Here is an 18,353-nt window from a genome sequence, read left to right as displayed (position 1 = left end):
TCTCTTCCTACCTGATTTTTATAGGATTTAAAGAATGGTCGCTCAAGTGATACGTAAGGTTTCAGATAAGCTGAGTACGAAATATAGAGGGCTTATTCAGGAGTTGGCAAATAAGCCATCTATACCGATTCGCCACTTCGATTTTAAGTTTAATCCGACAGAATTAGATGAAAGGTTCTTTTTGAATAAAGAGCTAGCAACGTCTTATTTTCATGCATTATCTATTTTCTTAACCTTTGGTGAGGATGTGGTGATTGAAACTGCACGTCATCACCGTGATTTTATTGATGATCCTATTTTAAAACAAAGACTGACTTCTTTGATTGGGCAGGAAGCGATTCACTCAAAAATTCACAACCAGTTTAATGATGAAGTTTTGAAGGAAAATGGCTACCCAGTGGAGTTGCTTCGTGCGATTGCAGATAAAGTCTTTGAATACGGTATTTATAAACTGCCGCAGTCATTGCAGTTGTCCCTAATGGCAGGAATTGAACACTACACTGCTGTGCTGGCTGAATTTATGATGCAGCATGAAGACTATCTGCTTGGTTCACAAGACGAAAGACAGCGGGCAATGTGGATGTGGCATATGCTGGAAGAGTCAGAGCATAAAGATATTGCTTATGACGTATTCCTGGAATTGTCAGGTAATTACTGGCTCAGAATTACAGGTTTCCTATTGGCAAGCCTGACCATTTTAGGTGGGGTATCACTCGGTGGTTATCTGATGCCATTTATTCGTAAACCAAGCAATCTGGTGAATCCCCGCTATATGAAAGATATTGTGGAAAGCACAGGGCTGCTATTCGGTAGTGAGCGTGGCGTGTTTGGTAGCAGTTTTATACATATTTTGGAATATCTGCGTCCAAGTTTCCATCCAAATGATCATGATACGACAGCATACATGCAATATTACAAAGAGCGGTTGCTTAATCCTGAAACGGGATTATTGACACCGTATTTCCTTAAAGAATTTATACCACCAGTACGTGCAGCATCTGCATAACTTGGTCAATCTAAACAATAGATTACTGGAAAACCAATATGAAATTATTTGGTAAAAAAACCAAACCAAGCCAAAAAGCATTTGCTGTGGTCACTGGTGCAGGAAGTGGCATTGGTCGTAGTTTTGCCCTTGAATTGGCAAAACGTGGTGGCACAGTGGTGTGTTCAGACATCAATCTGGATGCGGCAAAAGAAACAGTAGGTCTGGTTGAAGCACTGGGTGCCAAAGCCTTTGCAGTGCAATGCGATGTTGCCAAAGAGGAACAGGTCAATCAATTGGCTGAACAGGCTGAGCAATTGATGCAGAATCCTGTCACCTTGGTGATTAACAATGCAGGTATTGGTCTGGGCGGTAAGTTTGATGAAATGTCATCAGAAGACTGGAAATGGTGCATGGATATCAACCTATGGGGTGTGATCTATGGTTGCCGTGCCTTTGTACCAAAGTTTAAACAACTGGGTCATGGTGCAATCATCAATGTTGCTTCAGCAGCATCGTATACCGCAGCGCCAGAGATGACCGTTTATAACGTCTCTAAAGCGGGTGTACGTGCCTTGTCTGAGACTCTTTCGGCTGAATTGAGAAAATCGAACATCAAGGTCAATGTGCTTTGTCCGACATTGGTTCCAACCAACATCATTAAAAATGGCAAGGTACCCCACAAGGGTCTTTTGGACTATGCCTTGACTAATCTGGCATTTACCACCAGTGACAAGGTTGCGAAGCTGACATTGGACCGTTTGGATAAGGGTGAGCTTTATACCATTCCACAAATTGATGCCAAGTTGTTCTGGTTTATGAAACGTACTGCACCGAATTTATATGCAAAATTCCTGGGCACATCGTACCGATTAATGAAGTAAGCCCAGTCGGGTAAAAGATTTTGATGACTGAAATAAGGTGAACGATAGGCTTATTTCAGTGCAATAAATGAAAGGAAATTTTAATGACAGCTCAAGCAAAAAAATTAAATTCTGCTGACAAAAAAGCATTACCTCAACACATTTACGATACCTTTATCGTAGGTGCAGGCATTTCAGGGATTGCAACCGTAATTCGTCTTGATCAGGTGGGTTATAGCAACTACAAGATCATTGAAAAGGCAACCCGTGTGGGTGGCACATGGCGTGAAAACACCTATCCAGGTTGTGGCTGTGACGTACCATCAGCATTGTATTCATATTCATTTGCACCAAGTGCGAAATGGAGTCACCTGTTTGCTCGTCAGCCTGAAATTTTAAGCTATTTAGAAGAAGTCAGCGAAGATTTTGGTGTGAGTTCAAAAATCGAGTTTGGTACAGAACTGTTGGGTGCTAAATGGGACAATGAACGTAATTTATGGGTGATGGACACCAATAAAGGGCAGTTCCTGTCGCGTACTGCGATTTTTGCAACAGGTCCAATCACTGAAGCTCAGATTCCAAAACTGGATGGTTTAGACACCTTTAAGGGCGAAATGTTCCATTCAGCAAAATGGAATCATGACTATGATCTAACGGGTAAACGTATTGCGGTGATTGGTACAGGCGCATCAGCTATTCAGTTTGTCCCACAAATCCAGCCAAAAGCTAAAGAACTCTATGTATTCCAGCGTACTGCACCGTGGGTCGTACCAAAGCCTGATACTGATTTAGGTGATATCAGCAAAAAATTAATTGAAAAATACCCATTGATTCAAAAAACTTGGCGTCAAGCAGTTGCTCAATCATTGAATGCAATCAACTTTGGTTTACGTAACCCAGCCGTGTTAAAGCCAGTCGGTGAGTTGGCTAAACTGATTTTACGTTTCCAAATCGAAGATCCTGAATTGCGTAAAAATGTAACGCCAAACTTTACCATTGGTTGTAAGCGTTTATTGTTCGCTAACAATTATTATCCAGCCTTACAACAACCAAATACTAAACTCATTCCACATGGATTGGTCAAGGTTGAAGGCAATACTGTTGTTTCTGCCAATGGTGAACGTCATGAAGTGGATGTGATCATTTGGGGTACAGGGTTTGAGGTTTCTCATCCACCAATTGGTAAGCGTGTTGCCAATGAAAAAGGTGAGATTTTAAATGACCTGTGGAAAAGCAGCTCACCAGAAGCGTATTTGGGTACCAGCATTGAAAATGTACCAAACGCATTCCTGGTATTAGGTCCAAACGTACTGGTCTATGACTCATTCATTGGCTTGGCAGAAGCGCAACTGGATTATATTGTTGATGGTTTATTGAAAATCAGAGACCAAGACATTGCCAAGTTGAACATTAAGCCTGAAGTGATCAAGCATCATAATGAGCTGGTGCAAAAACATCTTAAAACCACAGTATTTAATGCGGGCGGATGTAAGAGTTACTATCTGGATGCCAATGGCCGTAACTTTGCTGCATGGCCGTGGTCATTGAAGAAGTTGAAGCAACGTTTAAAACGTATGGATTTGAATGATTATCAGGTGACATACCAGACTGAAAAAACCAACTAATTTTTAAATAAATCGTGAAAGGGCAGTAAATTTTATCTTAGGATGGAATTTGCTGCTTATTTTTTGCAAGATAGAAAATAAATTAGGAAAGAAAGATGAAAGAAGGACAATCGAGTCGAACGGCTGAAGCTGCCGCAGCATTACGTGCCAATCATTTTCAGAATGCTGAAAATCCAGTATTTTCTGATCCTTTTGCATTTGAGTTGACCAGTACAGGTTGGAAAAAATTACTAACGACACCACTGACAGTTAAAGTGATGAACTCATCCATATTTAACCGAACGTTGGGATTGTTGACAGGGCAGGTGGTTGGGCGTTCACGCTATGCTGAAGATTCCTTACAACAGGCGATTCAACAAGGCATTCAGCAATATGTATTGGTCGGTGCTGGGCTGGATTCATTTACCTTACGCCAGGCACAACAATATCCCAATCTCAAAATCTTTGAAGTGGATCATCCTGATACTCAGTCAGCAAAACAAAAAAAGCTAAAAGACTTTGGAGAAGTTCCAAAAAATGTTGAGTTTGTTGCGATAGATTTTGAAAAAGAGTCGATTGCTGATGCCTTGGCTCGAAGTGGCTTTCAACAAGATCAAGCTGCATTTTTTTCATGGTTGGGTACAACCCATTATTTAGAACCACAAACCACGCTATATACCTTGCAGAGTATTGCCAACATTGCGGCAGCCAATAGTGAGGTGGTTTTAGATTACTCCATCGATTATAGAGAATTGGAGGGTGTAGAGCGCTTTGGTAGCTTGTTTGTTTCGCAGTTTACCCGTTTCTTGAAAGAGCCATTAAAAGGGCAGTTTAGACCAAAGGTATTACACCAAGAGGTTGAAAAAATGGGCTATGTTGTTGCAGAAGATTTATCGGGTGATGGGTTGAGCGAGCGTTATTTTCATAATCGCCCTGATCATATCCGTCATACCATTGCGACACGGATGCTGCATTTGCGTTTGATGAAATAGGTTTCCTATGATCCTCTAGCTTCTATCTTTTGTGGCTAGAGGTATTCAAAGTCAAAGTAATGATTAAGATTTACCTTTTCCAATTTTAATTACCTCTTCAAGCTATAAAACTGATAAAAATCAGAGTTGTTAAACTGCCTGTTTCGCGTATATTGCTAAAGCGAGGACTTGTAAAAAAGAAAAGATGTGAGTGGAATGCAGTATGCAAATTGATTTAAACAGCGACTTGGGTGAAAGCTATGGCTCATGGAAAATGGGCAATGATGCACAAATTCTTCCTATTGTCAGTAGCGCCAATATTGCCTGTGGCTTTCATGCGGGTGATCCACTCAGTATTCTCAATACACTAAAACAGGCGGCTGAACTTAATGTAAGTGTCGGTGCGCACGTGTCCTACCCAGATTTGGTCGGTTTTGGTCGTCGCAATATGGATTTATCTTATGATGAGTTGTTTGCCGATGTACTCTATCAAATTTCCGCATTACAGGGCTTGGCACAAGTCGCAGGAACTCAGGTTGGCTATGTCAAACCCCATGGTGCGTTGTACAACACCATTGCCACAAATTTAAATCAAGCCAAGGCGGTGATTGATGCAATCAAACAATATGATGCCAATTTAGTTCTGGTGGCATTGGCAGGTTCACCGTTAATTGAGTTTGCACGTGAGCAAGGTTTAAGAGTTGTTTCAGAAGCGTTTGCTGATCGAGCCTATCACAGCAATGGGGCGCTGGTTTCGCGTCGTCAAGCCAATCCGGTGATTCATGACGCCGAGCTTGTTGCGCAACGTGTTTTAGACATGGTGTTAAAAGGTGGAGTTGAATCAATCGAGGGTGAATTTACAGCAATTCAGGCAGATAGCATTTGTGTGCATGGGGATACTTTGGGCGCAGTGCAGATGGCGCAGGTGATTCGTCAGGCACTTACAGCCCATCAAATTGAAGTACGCCCTTTTGTAAACTAAATACTGTAATGAATATGGAAAGAATGATGACATGCGGTTTTTATCGGTCAATCTAAATTGTTTTTTAGTTGAGTTTTCCAGTTTAGAGGAAACCGTCGCAGCACATCATTTTTTACAGCATGCCCAGCATCCCCATATTCAGGAAATGATTCCAGCCGCGAGAACCATACTGGTTTATTTTGATCATTTATTCACGGATGCAAAAGCACTGATTCAATGGATTTCAGCCCAGAAAATCGATCAGGATTTTTTTAACTCAGGTAAAGAGGTGGTGATCAATGTTCGTTATGACGGTATTGATTTAGCTCATGTTGCTGAATATCTGGGTATTGGTATAGATGAAGTCATTCAAAAACATACTGATAGTCGTTGGCAAGTTGCCTTTATCGGTTTCGCACCTGGTTTTGCCTATTTAATCAGTCCAGACCATCCTTTTGGCAGTATTCCACGTTTGGCTTCACCACGGAAAAAGATTTGTGCAGGCTCAGTTGGGCTGGCTGGTGAATATAGTGGTATTTATCCCAAAGATAGTCCAGGTGGGTGGCAGTTGATTGGTCAAACCCATGAGAAAATGTGGGATCTGCATCGACAACAGCCTGCTTTATTACTTCCGAGTGATCAGGTTGTTTTTAACAATATAACTCAGAATCCAGTGCAAATTACTGTTCCATCTACGCCATTCATTGCTAATCAATTAATAGAAAAAACAGCCATTTTAAAGGTTAAAAGTGTTGGCTTGCAGGTTTTGATACAAGATCAGGGGCGGCGAAATATGGCATCTCTTGGTGTGGGGCAGGCGGGTGCGATGGATATTACTGCCTATGCAAGCGCCAATCAAATTGTGGGAAATCCTCACCATGCCGCAGTTTTGGAAATCCTTAATGGCGGATTGCGGTTACAGGTTTTACAATCGACTGTGATTGCAGTGACAGGTGCGCAAGCAGAACTGTGGATTCACTATGCCAGTGCGCATCAAGTAAAGGAAAACTTATACCAACCCATTGCATTGGATCAGGGTGATGAAGTCTATATTTCATCGCCGCAGGCTGGCATTCGGAATTATTTGGCCATCCGTGGCGGTATTATGGTTGAACAGGTGCTAGGCAGTGCAAGTTATGATTCTTTGGCTGAGTTGGGTACACCGCCAATCAAGGTTGGGGATCAAATTTACTCAGCCCAGTTAAAAACACTGCCTGTCGATTTAAATCAATTGCCAGTATCGTTACCGAAAGTGGGTGCTCAAGTCATGGTTGATATTGTCTTGGGGCCACGAACCGATTGGTTTACTCAGGACAGTCTAGCGTTACTGTTGGAACAATGCTGGTTGGTAACGGCAGAAAGCAATCGTATTGGATTAAGGCTATTTGGTGATCAACCTCTACAACGGCAACTGCATCAGGAATTACCCAGTGAGGGCTGTTGCACAGGTGCATTACAAGTGCCTGCAAATGGTCAGCCTGTACTGTTTATGAATGATCATCCTTTGACTGGCGGTTACCCCGTCATTGCTACGGTCGCACTTTACCATCTTGATTTAATTGCACAGCTTCCAGCAGGTTGCTCGATCCAGTTCCGCCCAATTTCAGATTTTATGGACATCAATCACAATGAATCAGCCACATAAGCTTTTGATTGCCAATCGCGGAGAGATTGCAGTTCGTATTATTCAGGCATGTAAGGACTTGGACATTCACTCAGTCGCCATTTATGCAGATGATGATGTAGGCAGTATACATGTCAAATTCGCCGATGAAGCATGGGCATTGTCTGGCGTGACAGCGAAAGAAACCTATCTGGATATTGATAAGATTCTAAATATTGCCAGACAGTCACAAGCAACCATGATTCATCCAGGTTATGGCTTTTTATCTGAACGTGCTGACTTTGCCCAAGCAGTTATTGATGCGGGTTTGATCTGGATTGGACCATCACCTGAAAGCATTGAAAAACTGGGTGATAAAATACAGGCGCGTAAAATTGCCCAGTCTGTTGGTGCACCGTTGGTACAGGGTACGGAACAGCCACTTAACTCAGCCAGTCAAGCGGTCGCTTTTGCACAACAATATGGTTTGCCGATTGCAATTAAGGCAGCTTATGGCGGGGGTGGACGTGGCTTAAAAGTAGCTTGGCAACTGGATGAAGTTGCAGGCTTATATGAATCTGCGGTAAGGGAAGCACAGGCTGCCTTTGGGCGTGGTGAATGTTTTGTAGAGCAATATCTGGATAAGCCCAGACATCTGGAAGCACAAATCATTGCAGACCAACATGGTCATGTGCTTGTGGTGGGAACCCGTGATTGTTCACTACAACGCCGTAATCAAAAACTGGTTGAAGAAGCGCCAGCACCATTTATTAATGAACAGATTTATCAGCAATTAATACAGTCCTCTGTCGATATTTGTCGGGCAGCCAATTATGAGGGGGCTGGAACAGTTGAATACTTATTGAGTCAGGATGGCAAGCTTTCCTTTCTGGAAGTGAATACCCGATTACAGGTTGAACATCCAGTAACCGAGCAAACAACGGGTATTGATTTGGTCGTTGAGCAGATTCAGATTGCATTGGGGCAGCCACTTTCTATTCAGGAAACGCCAGAACCACAAGGGCATGCGATTGAATTTCGCATTAATGCGGAAGATCCTGCACGTGGATTTATTCCTGCATTTGGGCAGATTACTCAGTTTAATCCGCCAGCAGGAATTGGTATCCGTTTAGATACAGGTGTGATGCAGTCCAGTCTGGTATCGAGTCATTTTGATTCTTTAATGGCCAAATTGATTGTGACGGGTGCTACACGTGAAATCGCCATTCAGCGTGCTAAAAGGGCATTGGCACAATTTGAATTGGAGGGTGTGGCATCGGTATTGCCATTTCATCAGACCATCTTGTCTGAACCTGATTTTGTCGATGAGTTTAAGGTGCATACCCGCTGGATTGAGCAGGATTACCAGAATGAATCTGAAGCTTATCCCCGTAGCCAGAAACCTAATCACAGTAAATTGCAACGTTACCCGATAGAGATTGATGGAAAACTTCATCAAATTGGCTTACCAATCGGGCTGTTTAGTCTTATCGGGTCACCGAAAGAAAACACATCTACTGATCAAGGCATGCATATTTCACAGCATGAAAATGATGTGTTGGCCCCAATCAATGGTGTGATTACTGAGTGGAAAATTCAGGAAAATGATCATGTCGAGCAGGGAAATGTAATTGCAATTATGGAAGCAATGAAAATGGAAGTGCAGGTAGTTGCACATCGTACGGGACAAATAAAATCGTTGGCAGCTTTAAACCAAACGCTAAATGCAGATACTAAAATTGCGGAGATTGTTTAGTATTTACCTACGTTAAATTTTAATAAATGATATTTCTTTAAGGATTAAAAATAATGTGTCTAGAAGAAAATTTATATATTTTTATTGTGGAATATAATGGGGGAACCTATATACGTTAGATACAGGAAGATAATTTAAAACATGCTTGTGATGGCTGGTTAAAATCATTAAAAATTTCTAGAAAATAGAACAATTATAGTATCTTGAAATAGGCCTTTCTTGTAAGAAAGGCCATAATACTTATTAACGGCGTTTGTTATACACAGCCATCGCAGCTGGCAGGTTTTTACGCATATCGCCAATACGCTGTGTATTCGATGGGTGAGTTGACAGGAATGAAGCGCCACCCGCACCATCTAAACGATTCATTTTTTCCCAAAGGCTAATGGCCGCATTTGGGTTGTAGCCCGCTTTTGCCATCAGCATTAAACCGCCGTAATCGGCGCGGCTTTCCAGATTACGTGAATAAGGCAGACCAATACCAATTTGACTGCCTAAATTAATTGCGGCATTGCCTAGATCACCGATATTGGCGCCCGCATACGATGTGCCAATACCAATCGCCAGGTTGGTCAGTGCCTGTGCACCAATCTTACTCTTTGCATGTTCTTCAAGTGCATGGGTCATTTCATGGCCCATGACTGCCGCAATTTCATCATTGGTCAAATTCAGCTTGTTGACAATGCCTGTATAGAATACCACTTTACCGCCTGGTGCCACATAGGCATTGACGGTATCAGATTTTAATACCGCTAGTTGCCAGTCAAAACGTTGACCTGTTTGATTGAGTTGATCAGCATAAGGTTTCAGGCGCAGGAACACACTATTAATACGTTGATAGGTACTTGAACTTGTATCCAGCTGGTTCTTGGCACGTGCTTCCTGAGTCATCTGTGCAAAGCTTTGTGCTGATTGCGCATTCAGGGTTGCGCTGTCCGCACCCGCCATATCTGCAAATGAGGCACAGCCTGAAATGGTCATTACAGTGATCGCACAAAGGCTTAAAGCCAATTTTTTCATACTTATTCGCTCCAAATCAGTATCTTATGAATATCGTCATGATTAAGGAGGATTATAAAAAATGTTTATAACGCTTTACATTCCGAATGGCTCTATAATCATAGTAATTATGTAATCACTATTTTGTCATATTACATGGATTTTCACGTAAATTGATAAAATTAAAGCCAGTGTTTTGCACTGGCTTTGATAGTGAGACAGAAGCCTGATGAAATCAATCTTCGTCGTCAAACTCCTCTTCAGAAAAAGCATTTTCTTCTAAAGACGTATCAAAAATTAAAATGGCCTTACCATCAGTCTGGATCATGCCCTGGTCTTCAAGTGTTTTAAGCACACGGCCAACCATTTCACGGGAACAGCCCACAATACGGCCAATTTCCTGACGGGTAATACGAATCTGACGACCATTCGGTAAAATCATTGCCTCAGGTTGTGCAGATAAGTCGATTAGACAACGTGCAATACGACCAGACACATCAATAAACGCAAGGTCAGTCACTTTACGGGTGGTGTTCTTAAGACGACGCACCAACTGGGCAAATACCGCATAGCTTAGGTCAGGGTATTGCTTGCTTAACTCATGGAAATTGTCGTAGGAAATTTCAGCAATCTCACATACATCTCGGGTACGTACTTCTGCGGTACGTTGAGGATTCTTTTCAAAAAGACCCATTTCACCAAAGAAGTCGCCTGGGTTGAGGTAGGCCACAACAATTTCACGCTCATCATCTTCACGTAATATAATTGACACTGAACCTTTTAATATTAAATACAGTGATTTTGATTCAGTTCCAGCATCAATAATCGTGGTGCGTTTAGGGTATCTGTTAATATGAGCACGTTTTAGCAAAGCCTTTACTGACTCAGGCAGTTGGCCTGGAGATAAAGCATCAGTGCTAAGTTGTGAAAAATTTGAAGTCATGCTTAAAATTTCCGAATTTGGATAAAACCGATCGCACAGGCCTTGTTAGAGCCTTTTCTACACAGAAGAGATGAAATTCCTTATCAACTCATTTTATGTTAGTGTACAAGAACTAGGTAAATTTATAACGTTTTTTGGGTAGTTGCAATGCAAACAAGTGTACATTGGTTAGAGAATGTTGCTTTTGAAGCGAAATCGGAAAGTGGCCACAGTGTGGTGATGGATGGTTCCGCTGAATATGGGGGTGAAAACCGTGGTCCACGTCCTATGGAGTTGATTTTAATGGGACTTGGTGGTTGTGCTTCGTTTGATATTGTGACCATTTTAAAGAAATCCCGCCAAGATGTGACAGATGTTGTATGTCAGTTAAAAGCTGAAAGGGCAGATGCAATCCCAGCCGTGTTTACAAAAATCCATCTACACTTCATTGTGACAGGTAAAGCTGTAAAAGCCAAGCAGGTCGAAAAGGCGGTTGAGCTTTCAGCAGAAAAATACTGCTCAGCAAGTAAAATGCTTTCGGATGGTGGGGTAGAAATTAGCCATGACTTCGAAATTATTGAAGCGGAATAAAGTCTAATTGTTAAGTTTTACTAAAAAGTGACCTGTTGCGATAGATCACTTTTTATAAATTTATCTTTTTATTTTATGAACAATTGTGGATCTACCCGAGCATTATTCAGGCTCATTCCCCAATGTAGATGCGCACCAGTCACACGTCCAGTATTACCCACCAGTCCAAGTTGTTCGCCCTGACGAATATGCTGTCCTTTTTCGACATTAATTTTGCTGAGATGGCAGAACATACTGATCAGGCCCTGACCATGATCAACCAGCACAGTATTGCCATTAAAAAAGTAATTACCTGTTTGCACCACAATGCCATCCGCAGGGGCAATTACCTTTTGCCCAACGGGTGCTGGAATGTCCAGACCAGAGTGGGGTGCACGTTCTTCTCCATTAAAAAACCGCTTTCTTCCAAAGGAATTACTGAATTTGCCTGCTGTTGGGCGAATGAAATTTGGAAATGTTGTCCATGTGCTTGGGTTAAATGAACTGTAGATGTCATTTTGCTCCTTTGCCTCACGTGCATAACGATCCAACTGCTCCTGATTTGGGTTGACATAATCCTGATTTTTAACCGTTAGGCGTTGTTCAGCGTAGGCATAGGGTTTTATATCAATCTGTATGGGATTGGCATTGGTGGTTAAGGTGACTGTCCCTAATGGTGTAGAAAGGGGAATGCCAAACACGGCATAACGTTGTCCCTGTTCCTGCGTAATCAGTACGGGATTTTGTTCATAAAAAACCTGGGTTGTATTTGCTGTTAATGGAATGACGGCAATTCCACCTGCGCGTCGTGAATCTTGGGGGAGTTGGGCAAAGCTAGGAAAAGAGTAAAAAGTGCAAATAATAATAGGGACAAGTTTTTTTAGGAACATAGTTGCCGAATTTTATAAAACAATATAGCCAATATTATCTCAACTTATTGGGATTAAATGTTCTTTTTTATTGATCAAGCCATTTTAAGTGTTTGGAGCCTTATTCCTTGTATGGGAAAAATGACGAATTATGACTCTGTTTTAAGATAATGCTTTTATAAATTACTCAATGTAAAATTTGTTTAGAATGTATTTTTATTGTAATTAATTCAAAGTTGGAGGGGATAGGCATGATCAGTTTTAACATATTAGGAAAGACATGCTGCATTACGTTGATAGTTGCCACGTTTGCTCTGGTGGGCTGTGAAACTGAACAAACCAATTCAAAAAATAATGATGCGATGGTGGGGTATGCGCAGGAGCATGCCAAGGCACAGGCAGAATTTGCCAATCAGGAGCAGTTAAAGAAATCTTCTTTGGCTGAAGTTCAGGTTGTCACGGATGGAACACCACAACCATTGAATGCTCAACCTTAATTCCATTTCTTTATTCTTTCATATAATCAAACTTTTCTAAGCAGGAATTTTTTGTTCAAAAATAGACATAACTTTCTGTTTTTATTTCGATATTATGGATTCAAATCATGCGAAATTTAACTAAAACATATTGGCATGGCTTATTGCTGTGCCTATGGGGGCTGCTGAGTCTATTCAGTCAGCTTGTTTATGCTGCGCCAGATATTGTGGCGCAAAACTATGCCTCAGCCCGTTCACCTGGAATTCAGTCCTGTACCGTTGGCTATGATTTAATGTCTGGAGATGTGGGTTATGGACAGTCACTGATTAATGGTGCATTGCCTTATAGTCTTAACTATCGTGCACCATTACGCCAAAACCTTTCAGCGGCACAGGTGTTTGCGCAGCCAGAGGAAAGTTCTTTAGGCTGGACTGATAACTATCAGGCACATGTATTCGTGCAGAATATTACGTCAACGACAACTGAATATACACAGTCTACGATTCGGCAAGTTACTACAAATCCAGTTAAATATGAATTAACCACGAAAACACCTGTGACTCGGATAAATGTATCGGCTAAAGAAATTTGGATCAGATTGCCAGGTGAAAGCACGGATACAGTTTTTAAGGAAGAAAATGGAAATTTCACCCGACTTTATTCAGCTGATGCAGTTCGAGAACTAAATAATAATAGTATACAAAGTTTGCCATGGAATTCAGATCTAGGTGAATATCAATTAAGCCGTTCGGGAAATAATATTATTATTGTCAAAAATGGAGTGAAATATACGGTTTCGGATAGCTCATCTTTGATGTCTCCCGAACAAACCTATACTGATAAAATAAATGTTTATTTGGATAAAAATAAAAACTTGATAACAACAAGAGACTCATGGCATTTTTTTTCTTTTGGCATACCTGCTGATGCTATTTCCAACACGGCCCTATTGCTAAAGACAGATACTACTGTTTCATTACGGCTTTATCGTATTGCTAAGATAGAGAATCAGGGAAGTGTGCTAAATTTACAGTATGACAATAACATGAATTTAGCTCAGGTCAGTGACCGATATAATAATAAACTGGTTTTTGAACATAATTTCCATGACTCAAATACAGGTTCCAGCCAAACCATTGATGAATCACGTTTAGTCACTAAAGTGACCTATATAGCTGCCCAAGGTGGAAGTCAGGTTGCAACATTCAACTATCAGGCTTATGTAAATAAAGTAGCGGGTACAGGCACAAACACCACCGTTTTTGCGTTGATCAGCTCAGATTCCACCGTAGCAGGAACTAATAATTACGTTAATGAGATGACCGAGATTGGGGCAGTAAAAGCCTTTGTCGCCAGCAAAGGGCGTACTGCTGACAGTAGCTATTACTATCCAGTGTTACGACAGGTGAAAAATAGTTTAGGTCAGATCGTACGCCAGTGGGACATTACCCAAAACTATAGTGTTACGGGAAGTGGGGACAACGTAAGCTATAGTGCTGCACAAACCACATTGCGTGCCTATGTGCCTTTGGCATCTGGAACAGCCCAGGATTTCACCACAGTTTATGATGATATTGCCAAGAGCATTGTGCTGACGTTCCAGATTAACAGTAATATGACAACATCAACGGTAAAGACCACGGTCAACGCTGATAACAACATTACAGTTCAGTCAACAGGCCATCCATGTTTAAAGGTCAATGGTCGACCAGTGAACTCAGTGGAGTTTGAGACTGCCCGCAGTCGCCTAATCAAGGTCACTAATGGCAATAACGTTGTAAGCAGCTATGAATATGATAACCGAAACCGACTGACAGGCTTTACTGAGGCTGTCGGGACGGCACTTAGCCGTAAAACCAGTTATACTTATGGTGCATTAAACGACAACAGTGCAAACATTTACCCCACCCCAACCAGTGTCAGCATGGCCAATCTAAGCATTAGCAATGTGCTGAATCCACGGGGGCAAATCGTTACCCAGACACAGACATCAAGTCAGTCGGGAAGTATTGGCAAAACCACCAGCTATGGCTATGAGGAAAATGTAAACAGCCCTCACTTTGCCCGTATGCTGAGTGTAGATGGGCCACGTTCTGGCACAGCCGACAGGATAGATTATAGCTATGACAACTACGGCTATTTATCCAGTCAGTCCCAATACATCAATGGAGCAATTCGAACTACACAGTATCTGGGCTACGACGTTTTTGGACAGCCTGAACGAATTGTTTCCCCGAATGGCATGGTGGAGCAGTTTATTTACAATGCCGATGGAACCTTAGCCAGCCAGACCACAGGGGTGGGAGGAACATCTGGTGGGGTTGCAGGGCAAACCACAGGCTATACCTACAACACACTCAAACAAAGAACCAGTGAAACCAACCCTGATGGGGAAATGACACAGTTTGAATATGATTTGGCTGGACGTTTAAGTAAAAAAATCCTGCCAACCAATGCCTGGGTTGAATATATCTATTATCCAATTGGTGTACTTAAGAGAGAGGATCATGTTTCCTCAGCAGGTAAGGTTGTTGTTCGAAACTATCAGTTCCTGATGAACAAGGGATGGATTGGCACCCTGCAACGAGGTTCAGATGGTACCCAGCAAAGTGTTGTCTTTAGCTTTGATAACAATGGAAACATCAAGCAGAGTACGACCTCAGGCGGTATTGTTGAAAAATGGACCTATGATGCGCTGGATCGGGTAAAGACCCATACTGATGGAGAAGGCAATGTTGATACTAAAGACTATGATCTCAATGACAACCTTGTTCTTGAAAAAGATGCCTTAAATGCAGGCACCAATCCCTATAGTTACCGCAATGGCAACACCCTGACTCAGGAAGTAAACAGTGACTACGGAACAAAGACCTATAACTATAATGAGGCTGACCAGCTTACACAACGGAAACATGGCTTACGTCAATGTAACTACTTAAATATTGATGAGTCAGGACGGGTACAAAGACAGCAATGCCATCCAGAAGCCCCACGAGCCAGCCTGGCCTATGACGATACATTTGGTTATGACCAGACCCGATTTGGACGACTGGACCAGGTTGTTTCCAACACTAACTATGGAACCAATACGCTTTATAGTTTTGATGCCTATGACCGTGTTACCCAAAAAAGTCAGACCAATAAAGCCTTAAGTGCATGGGGAGGCACAGCCAGTCCACTCACGGTGAAGTACACCTATAGCAATGGCGGTAAGCTGACCCGAATGACCTTGCCATCAGGTCGCAAGATTATCTATAACTACAATGCGGCTGGGCAGCTTGTAAGTATTTATAAGGACAGTACAGTTGTACTGAATAAGATCAGTTATAACACGGCTGGCTTGATGACGGGCTGGAACTGGGGAAGCAGTCAGGCGACCTATAGCTGGACTTACAATGCATCGCATACGGGGACCATTAAAAAGATCACCAATACCAGGGCAAAGGCAAATACCAGTTACAGTCTGGACTACAGCTTTGACCTAGATGGTCAGATTACCCAGTTGACGCGAAACGAGGGAGAGAGTGTAGACAGCTTTGCTTATGACAGGGTTGGCAGGTTAACCAGTGAAAACCGCAGTGGTGCAGGTGCCTATACAATAGGCTACAGCTATGACAGCAATGGCAACCGAAGTACACTAAGGGCCTCGGGTTCACACCAGCAAATTGCAGCGAATGTGGACTATACCTATACAGGCAACACCCTGACAGCATGGTATAAAAATGGAGCGGCTCAACCATTGGGCTATACAGCGCAAAGTGACCTGATCCAGCCAGTCCTCGCCGATGCCACCTATGACGGATCTGGACGGAGAATCTGGCAACAGAGTTACAACAACGTAGGCTATGACACCCGCTATAACCATAAGAATGAGCGTACCATTACCTCAAACAACCTGAATGGTGGCTGGAAAGCAAGTAATGCCATACAGTATGTCTATGATGAAGAAAGCCATCTGATTGGGGAATATGACGATCAGGGTAATCAGATTGTTGAGTATGTCTGGCTGGGAGACAAGCCAGTAGCGGCCATACATGGCTATGGTTCCACAATCAAGATCTACTATATCGTGACTGATGCGCAGAACACACCAAGACGACTGGTTGACAGCAGCAATCAGGAGATCGTGTGGGCATGGGACAGTACAGCATTTGGCGTGGGACAGCCACAGGGTAACATTACCTTTAACCTACGCTTCCCAGGGCAGTATTACGATGCCAGCAGTAACCTGTTCTACAACCACAACCGCTACTACAACCCAGAGCTGGGGCGTTATATGGAGCCTGACCCGATAGGTTTGGAGGGTGGAAGTAATCCGTATGCGTATGCAGGAAGTAATCCTGTGATGAATACGGATGCTAGTGGATTGTGTCCAATGTGCTTAGTCGCCGCTCCAACAGTGTTAGAAACAATAGCTGCCTCTACTTTAAATATGTTTTTGAATACCGCAGGAATGGCGGGCGTTGGATATATGTTTAATGAAACATTTAATAAACCAGCAGCCACTCCTTTCCCTGATATATTGACTCAGCAGTACCAAAGAAATCAAAATTATGAGATGGTTTATCGGACGATGGAAAGGTTCGATGCACAATTTTTGCAGAGAACAAATACATTAAAAGCCTCTCATGAAACTTTTATATCTCCATCATTAGCATATGTAAGTCAGTATCAAGGTGTAACAATGGAGATAAAACTTCGAACAGGCACATTGGCAGGCTTATATGCGATGGGGGTGGCGGATCAAAGCTCAACTAAATATTTTCCAGGTCTACAATCTTCATCGTCAGTATCTGATTGGAAACAAACAAATGCTTTATTTAAGTTGGAGGGTGTAGGTAATCCATACTTTTTTAATAAAACTGGAGTTATTAATATTGGGTTAGGAAGCCAAAATGGAGCTGCTATGACATTTATTAATAGTGGTCGAATTATAGGTGCAAGACCTGTACCAAGAATACCAGAAATAAGGATGAATTCAAAATGATTAAAGAATCTAACTTGGTCAAAAATGACTATAAATTAGTTTATGATTTGAAATCATGGTTAAAAAATAATCCTACTGATGTAGAGCTTACTCATAAATTAACGTTGGATAGTAGTAGCACCAGTGGATTAAAAGGAAATTATGGATTGTATGCAACTAATGAGTGGTGGGAGAATATTGAGAATGGTAATATTGAAACATATGCCATTAGTGGAACTATAATTGGGTTGAATGAAGAAAATCCATTTATGGAAGCTAATAAAGTAACAACTATTAAGATCGATAATGAGGAAAGAGAAATATATGGTGGAGTTGACTTCACAAATGAAGAAACAGAGAGTAGATATAGAAATCTATATAAGGTGGGGAATAAGATAGTTACCTTTTATGTTTTGGATGAATTGAAAGAAGATGACACATGGAATGATATTGTTGAAAGTAAGTTAGGTATATTGCCTTTAATTAATAAGATATATATTAAAGAAAATTAATACTTAATTTATCTAAAAAAACCAATTATTCATTCGTGAGTAATTGGTTTTTTATCTTTACAACCCAGAGTTGGGGCGTTACATGGAGCCTGACCCTGAGCAAGTTTAAAGCACTGCTTTAAACGAAGCGCAAGACGAAGTGGGGCTGGAGGGTGGAAGTAATCCGTATGCGTATGCAGAAAGTAATCCTGTGATGAATGTGGACCCGAGTGGGTTGTCTTTTTCACCTATGGGAATGATGAATGATTTTGCTTTGTCAAATTCGTATGGTTCACCAAGTCTGAGTTTTGGCTCA

At 41.8% G+C, this 18,353-nt stretch carries 14 protein-coding genes; 11 read left to right on the top strand and 3 right to left on the bottom strand.

The annotated features are described in order from the left end of the window. Positions 1-34 precede the first annotated feature (34 nt). The 7 genes from QLH32_RS04140 to QLH32_RS04110 all read left to right on the top strand — a co-directional run bounded on the left by QLH32_RS04140 (position 35) and on the right by QLH32_RS04110 (position 8,743). Positions 35-1,006, top strand: a complete 972-nt coding sequence (locus QLH32_RS04140) for a metal-dependent hydrolase (protein ID WP_283268251.1) — start codon at positions 35-37, stop codon at positions 1,004-1,006. A 38-nt stretch (positions 1,007-1,044) separates the two neighbouring features. Beyond that, a complete protein-coding gene (locus QLH32_RS04135) occupies positions 1,045-1,869 on the top strand; it encodes an SDR family NAD(P)-dependent oxidoreductase (protein ID WP_267979863.1) in 825 nt (274 codons plus the stop codon). Between the two features lie 83 nt (positions 1,870-1,952). Further along, positions 1,953-3,473 (top strand): flavin-containing monooxygenase, encoded by a 1,521-nt coding sequence (locus QLH32_RS04130; RefSeq protein WP_283268250.1) that lies wholly within the window; start codon positions 1,953-1,955, stop codon positions 3,471-3,473. A 95-nt stretch (positions 3,474-3,568) separates the two neighbouring features. Next, entirely contained in the window at positions 3,569-4,444 is an 876-nt protein-coding gene (locus QLH32_RS04125; RefSeq protein ID WP_283268248.1) for a class I SAM-dependent methyltransferase, read from the top strand. 202 nt (positions 4,445-4,646) lie between these two features. Further along, positions 4,647-5,405 (top strand): LamB/YcsF family protein, encoded by a 759-nt coding sequence (locus QLH32_RS04120; protein ID WP_283268246.1) that lies wholly within the window; start codon positions 4,647-4,649, stop codon positions 5,403-5,405. Positions 5,406-5,436: 31 nt separating this feature from the next. Continuing rightward, positions 5,437-7,029, top strand: coding sequence for a 5-oxoprolinase subunit B/C family protein (locus tag QLH32_RS04115; protein WP_283268245.1), 1,593 nt, complete (start codon positions 5,437-5,439; stop codon positions 7,027-7,029). Further along, the gene (locus QLH32_RS04110; protein ID WP_283268244.1) at positions 7,013-8,743 is read left to right on the top strand and encodes an acetyl/propionyl/methylcrotonyl-CoA carboxylase subunit alpha; all 1,731 of its coding nucleotides are present in this window, start codon (positions 7,013-7,015) and stop codon (positions 8,741-8,743) included. Before QLH32_RS04115 ends, QLH32_RS04110 begins: the two co-directional genes overlap by 17 nt. A 243-nt stretch (positions 8,744-8,986) precedes the next feature. Here QLH32_RS04110 and QLH32_RS04105 read toward each other — a convergent pair whose 3' ends face one another. Together QLH32_RS04105 and crp are read right to left on the bottom strand one after the other, a co-directional pair. Then, complete coding sequence (locus QLH32_RS04105) at positions 8,987-9,763, bottom strand: M48 family metallopeptidase (protein ID WP_283268242.1); 777 nt, start codon at positions 9,761-9,763, stop codon at positions 8,987-8,989. A gap of 214 nt (positions 9,764-9,977) precedes the next feature. Next, positions 9,978-10,685: a cAMP-activated global transcriptional regulator CRP gene (crp, locus tag QLH32_RS04100; RefSeq protein WP_267979856.1), complete on the bottom strand. Its 708-nt coding sequence runs from the start codon at positions 10,683-10,685 to the stop codon at positions 9,978-9,980. 147 nt (positions 10,686-10,832) lie between these two features. Here crp and QLH32_RS04095 point away from each other — a divergent pair, with 147 nt between their 5' ends. Further along, complete coding sequence (locus tag QLH32_RS04095) at positions 10,833-11,255, top strand: OsmC family protein (RefSeq protein ID WP_283268235.1); 423 nt, start codon at positions 10,833-10,835, stop codon at positions 11,253-11,255. Positions 11,256-11,323: 68 nt separating this feature from the next. Here the strand turns inward: QLH32_RS04095 and QLH32_RS04090 are convergent, their stop codons facing one another. Next, positions 11,324-12,124 (bottom strand): peptidoglycan DD-metalloendopeptidase family protein, encoded by an 801-nt coding sequence (locus tag QLH32_RS04090; protein WP_283268233.1) that lies wholly within the window; start codon positions 12,122-12,124, stop codon positions 11,324-11,326. A 230-nt stretch (positions 12,125-12,354) separates the two neighbouring features. On the opposite strand from QLH32_RS04090, the gene QLH32_RS04085 reads away from it, so the two are divergent. From QLH32_RS04085 to QLH32_RS04075, 3 genes are all read left to right on the top strand, one after another. After that, the gene (locus QLH32_RS04085; RefSeq protein WP_283268232.1) at positions 12,355-12,600 is read left to right on the top strand and encodes a hypothetical protein; all 246 of its coding nucleotides are present in this window, start codon (positions 12,355-12,357) and stop codon (positions 12,598-12,600) included. A 107-nt stretch (positions 12,601-12,707) separates the two neighbouring features. Further along, a complete protein-coding gene (locus QLH32_RS04080) occupies positions 12,708-17,567 on the top strand; it encodes an RHS repeat domain-containing protein (RefSeq protein ID WP_283268231.1) in 4,860 nt (1,619 codons plus the stop codon). Further along, a complete protein-coding gene (locus tag QLH32_RS04075) occupies positions 17,564-18,058 on the top strand; it encodes a hypothetical protein (RefSeq protein ID WP_283268230.1) in 495 nt (164 codons plus the stop codon). The genes QLH32_RS04080 and QLH32_RS04075 overlap by 4 nt, the downstream gene beginning before the upstream one ends. The last annotated feature ends 295 nt before the right edge of the window (positions 18,059-18,353 follow it).

The organism is Acinetobacter corruptisaponis (assembly GCF_030053775.1).
Taxonomy (GTDB): Bacteria; Pseudomonadota; Gammaproteobacteria; order Pseudomonadales; family Moraxellaceae; genus Acinetobacter; species Acinetobacter corruptisaponis.
This window is presented reverse-complemented; position numbering and strand designations above follow the sequence as displayed.

Coding starts and splice junctions, on each gene's coding strand:
- QLH32_RS04140 (WP_283268251.1), top strand. CDS start 35: ATGGTCGCTCAAGTGATACGTAAGGTTTCAGATAAGCTGAGTACGAAA.
- QLH32_RS04105 (WP_283268242.1), bottom strand. CDS start 9,763: ATGAAAAAATTGGCTTTAAGCCTTTGTGCGATCACTGTAATGACCATT.
- QLH32_RS04130 (WP_283268250.1), top strand. CDS start 1,953: ATGACAGCTCAAGCAAAAAAATTAAATTCTGCTGACAAAAAAGCATTA.
- QLH32_RS04135 (WP_267979863.1), top strand. CDS start 1,045: ATGAAATTATTTGGTAAAAAAACCAAACCAAGCCAAAAAGCATTTGCT.
- QLH32_RS04110 (WP_283268244.1), top strand. CDS start 7,013: ATGAATCAGCCACATAAGCTTTTGATTGCCAATCGCGGAGAGATTGCA.
- QLH32_RS04120 (WP_283268246.1), top strand. CDS start 4,647: ATGCAAATTGATTTAAACAGCGACTTGGGTGAAAGCTATGGCTCATGG.
- QLH32_RS04075 (WP_283268230.1), top strand. CDS start 17,564: ATGATTAAAGAATCTAACTTGGTCAAAAATGACTATAAATTAGTTTAT.
- QLH32_RS04095 (WP_283268235.1), top strand. CDS start 10,833: ATGCAAACAAGTGTACATTGGTTAGAGAATGTTGCTTTTGAAGCGAAA.
- QLH32_RS04115 (WP_283268245.1), top strand. CDS start 5,437: ATGCGGTTTTTATCGGTCAATCTAAATTGTTTTTTAGTTGAGTTTTCC.
- QLH32_RS04125 (WP_283268248.1), top strand. CDS start 3,569: ATGAAAGAAGGACAATCGAGTCGAACGGCTGAAGCTGCCGCAGCATTA.
- crp (WP_267979856.1), bottom strand. CDS start 10,685: ATGACTTCAAATTTTTCACAACTTAGCACTGATGCTTTATCTCCAGGC.
- QLH32_RS04090 (WP_283268233.1), bottom strand. CDS start 12,124: ATGTTCCTAAAAAAACTTGTCCCTATTATTATTTGCACTTTTTACTCT.
- QLH32_RS04085 (WP_283268232.1), top strand. CDS start 12,355: ATGATCAGTTTTAACATATTAGGAAAGACATGCTGCATTACGTTGATA.
- QLH32_RS04080 (WP_283268231.1), top strand. CDS start 12,708: ATGCGAAATTTAACTAAAACATATTGGCATGGCTTATTGCTGTGCCTA.